4 protein-coding genes are annotated in these 3810 nt (G+C 70.9%); 1 reads left to right on the top strand and 3 read right to left on the bottom strand.

The window, feature by feature from the left end:
* The 3 genes from VKG64_05220 to VKG64_05230 form a co-directional block, all read right to left on the bottom strand.
* Window positions 1-471: xanthine dehydrogenase family protein molybdopterin-binding subunit (locus VKG64_05220; GenBank protein ID HKB24439.1), on the bottom strand; the 471-nt coding region annotated here is incomplete at its 3' end.
* A gap of 115 nt (window positions 472-586) precedes the next feature.
* Window positions 587-2767 carry a molybdopterin cofactor-binding domain-containing protein gene (locus tag VKG64_05225; protein ID HKB24440.1) on the bottom strand — a complete coding sequence of 727 codons (2181 nt, stop codon included), beginning with the start codon at window positions 2765-2767 and terminating at the stop codon, window positions 587-589.
* Window positions 2768-2769: 2 nt separating this feature from the next.
* Window positions 2770-3222, bottom strand: coding sequence for a (2Fe-2S)-binding protein (locus tag VKG64_05230; GenBank protein ID HKB24441.1), 453 nt, complete (start codon window positions 3220-3222; stop codon window positions 2770-2772).
* Window positions 3223-3313: 91 nt separating this feature from the next.
* Between VKG64_05230 and VKG64_05235 the strand changes: the two genes are divergently transcribed.
* The coding region (locus VKG64_05235; protein HKB24442.1) for a serine hydrolase at window positions 3314-3810 on the top strand (497 nt) is incomplete at its 3' end.

The raw sequence follows: 3810 nt of genomic DNA on the forward strand, positions 1-3810 counted from the left end.
GGGCGCGCCCTTCGCCATCGCCGCGAACGCGTCGATGACCGCCGGCAGCGGCTCCCAGTCCACGACGACGTCGGCCGCCGCGTCCACGGCGACGGCCTCGCTCGTCGCGATGACGGCGGCGACCGCCTCGCCCACGTGCAGCACGCGGCCCACCGACAGCGGATAGTGCTTGCGCCCGATGCTCGCGGCGCCGCCGCCGCTGCCGCCCTCGGCGGAGGCACCGCCGAGCGGGAGCGGGGCGCAGAGGGGCTTCACGTCCTCGCCGGTGACGACCTTGAAGACGCCGGGGCGCTTGGCGGCCTTCGCCGCGTCGATCTTCCGGATTTTCGCGTGGGCGTGCGGGCTCCGCACGAACGCGACGTAGTGGAGACCCGGCGGCGTCACGTCGGTGACGTAGGTCGAGCTGCCCGTGATCAGCCGGGGGTCTTCCTTGCGCTTCACTTCCGCGCCCATCAGTCTCGGGGTCGCCATCGGGGGTCCTTTCGTGGACGTGGCGTCGGCGAATCGGCGCTTCACAGGATAGCGCAGCCCGGAAGAAGCGAGCGGCTGCCGGCCGGCGGGTCGCGGCCGGCCGGCAGCGCGGGAGCTACGCCTTGTCCTTGATCGCCGTGAGCACGCGCTCGGGCAGGAACGGCACGCTGCGCACGCGCGCTCCGGTGGCGGCGAAGATCGCGTTGGCGAGCGCCGGGGCGATTGTCGTCACGCCGGGCTCGCCGACGCCCGTCGGGTAATCGCCGCTCGGCCAGACGTGCACCTCGACGAGGTCGGGTACACCGTTCATGCGGAGGACGTGGTAATCGTGGAAGTTGCTCTGGACCAGCGCGCCCTTGGCGACGGTCCCGCGCTCCTTGAGCGCGTTGCTCAGGCCGAAGAGCAACGAGCCCTCGACCTGGGAGCGGACGCCGTCCGGATTGACGACGATGCCGCAGTCCACGGCGCAGATGATCTTCTCGACGCGCACCTCGCCCGTCTTCGGGTCCACCCGGGCCTGGACGGCCGACGCGGTCCACGTGGGCGACTTCTTCTCCTGCGCCGAGACGCAGGCGAGGCCGAGGCCGGTGTTCGCCGGCATCTGCTTGCCCCACCCGATGCGCTGTGCGACGATCCGAAGCACGTTGGCCAGGCGCGGGGCGTCGTCCAGCATCGCGAGGCGGAACGCGAGCGGATCCGCCTTCCCTAGGTGCGCCAGCTCGTCGACGAACGACTCGACCGCGAAGAACGTGTAGTTCGGCGCGACGGCGCGCACGTACCCGACCGAGATGCCGGTCTCGACGCGGATCGCGCGGACCGACTGGTTGGGGATGGCGTACACGTGGTCCGCGCCGTTGAGCGCGAAGTCGTCGAGGCCCTGCTTGTTCAGGAAGTCCTTGCCCCACCGCACCCCCGGGTGGGACGCCACGACCACGTTGTCCCACGCCATGACCTTCCCTGCGGCGTCGAGCCCCGCGCGCAGTGTCTGGTGCGTCGCGGAGCGGTAAAAGTCGCGGCGCAGGTCCTCCTCGCGCGAGCGGATCAGCTTGATCGGCCGCCCCGCTTCGCGGGCGATCAGGGCCGCCTCGAGGATGATGTCGGCGTCGAGGCGTCGTCCGAAGCCGCCGCCCAGGTAGTGCTGGTGGATCCGGATGTTCTTCGCCTCCGTCTTGAGCACGGCGGCGAGCAGGCCGACGGCCAGCGTCTGGAACTGGTTGCCGGTGAAGAGGTCGTACACGCCGCCCTCGACGCGCGCGAGGCAGTTCATCGGCTCCATCTGCATGTGGGCGACGTAGTCCGTCGTGTACGTGGCCTCGTGGACGCGGGCCGCCTGCTGGAGCGCCTGCCGCGCGTCCCCGGCCTTGTGCCATTCGATCGCGCCGGCGCCGTCCTTCGCCTTCGCCGCGAAGTCGCTGAAGATCGATTCGCTCGTCACGGCGACGTTCGGGCCCGGCTCCCAGACGATGCGGAGCGCGTCGCGCGCTTGGACCGCGGCCTCGTACGTGGTCGCCACCGCGGCCACGAGCTGGTCCGTGACGACGGTCTTGAGCCAGCCCTTCACCTTGCGGGCCTCGGTGTCGTCCACCGACTTGTGCTTGCCGCCCTCGTGCGTCGGCGGATACGCGACCTTCGCGTAGGCCATGCCCGGCAGGAAGGTGTCGATCCCGAATTTCGCCCGGCCGTTCGTCTTCTCGGGGATGTCGAGGCGCTGGATCCACTGGCCGACGAGCCGGTAGTCCGCGGGCCTCTTGAGCGCGATCTTCTTGAGCTCGTCCTCGGAGAAGGTCTTCGTGATCGGCACCCGAGCGACGAGCTCGCCGTAGCCGATCGAGCGCCCGGTGAGCAGGTGGCGCACGACGCCCCGCTCCGCCACGCAGTCCGCGGGGGCCACGTTCCAGTGCCGCGCCGCCGCGTCGAGCAGCAGGAGGCGCGCTGCGGCGCCCGCGCGGGAGAGCGCGTCGAACGTCCAGTTCACGCTCCAGCTCCCGCCGGTCAGCATCAGCCCGTACTTCGGGTCGTTGGTCGGATAGTCGATACGGATGTCCTTCCAGTCCGCCTCGAGCTCTTCGCCGACGATCTGCGCGAGGGCGGTGCCCACGCCTTGGCCCATCTCGGCCTTCATGATGTGGACCGTGACGAGGCCGTCCGGCGTGATCGTGAGCCAGGCGTTCGGCTCGAACATCTGGACGGCGGCGGCGCGCTCGATGCCGTCGCCGATCCTGAACGCGAGCGTCAGCCCGACGCCCGCCGCGGCGCTACCCTTCAAGAAGTCCCGGCGGCTCAGCTCGGTCGTCATGGCTATGCCCCCTGCGCCGCGCGCTTGATCGCGCGCTTGATGCGGATGTACGTGGCGCAGCGGCAGATGTTGCCCGACATGGCCGCGACGATCTCGTCGTCGGTCGGCTTCGGGTTCTTCGCCAGCAGCGCCGCCGCCTGCATGATCTGTCCCGACTGGCAGTACCCGCACTGCGGCACCTGCTCGGCGATCCACGCGAGCTGGAGCGGATGCCGTCCCTGCGGGTGGAGCCCCTCGATCGTCGTGATCTTCTTGCCGGCGGCCTGCGCCACCGTCGTCTGGCACGAGCGGACCGCGACGCCGTCGAGGTGCACGGTGCACGCGCCGCACTGCGCCATGCCGCAGCCGAACTTCGTGCCCGTGAGCCGCAGGCGCTCGCGAATCACCCAGAGCAGGGGCGTGTCGGAGGCGACGTCGACCTCGTGGGCCTTACCGTTGATGGTGAGCCTGGCCATATGACCCCTCCTTCCGTGGCGGGTCCGGGCCGACCGACGGGCGTGACTGCGTGACTGTAGGACCGGCTCCGAGTACTGTCAAGCCGGTCCCATGAGCTACCACCCCGGGCCCGACGAGTGGGAGGCGAGGCCCCCGGCGCAGCTCGGCCTCCACGCCGACGGGCTCCGCGCGGCGATCGAGTACCACCAGGCCCACGAGTCGGCGTGGCCCCGGGACTTCTTCACCGAGACCGGGCGTTACATCGGCGTGGCCGGGGAGCCCGAGGCGCCGGGCGACGTGCTTGGCCCCGTGCGGTCGCGCGGCGGACCGAACGGCCTCGTCGTCCGCGGCGGTTACATCGCCGCCGAGTGGGGCGACACGCGCCGGCCGGACATGACGTTCAGCGTCGCGAAGAGCTACCTCGCCGCGCTCGCGGGCGTCGCCGTCGCGCGCGGCCTCATCAAGTCCATCGACGACCGGGCCGGCGAGTATGCGCTCGACGCCGGCTTCGCCGCGCCCCAGAACGGCGGGATCACCTGGCGCCACTTTCTCAACCAGACGAGCGAGTGGCAGGGGACGCTCTGGGACAAGCCCGACTCGATCGATCA

This window comes from Candidatus Methylomirabilota bacterium (assembly GCA_035260325.1).
Taxonomy (GTDB): Bacteria; Methylomirabilota; Methylomirabilia; order Rokubacteriales; family CSP1-6; genus AR19.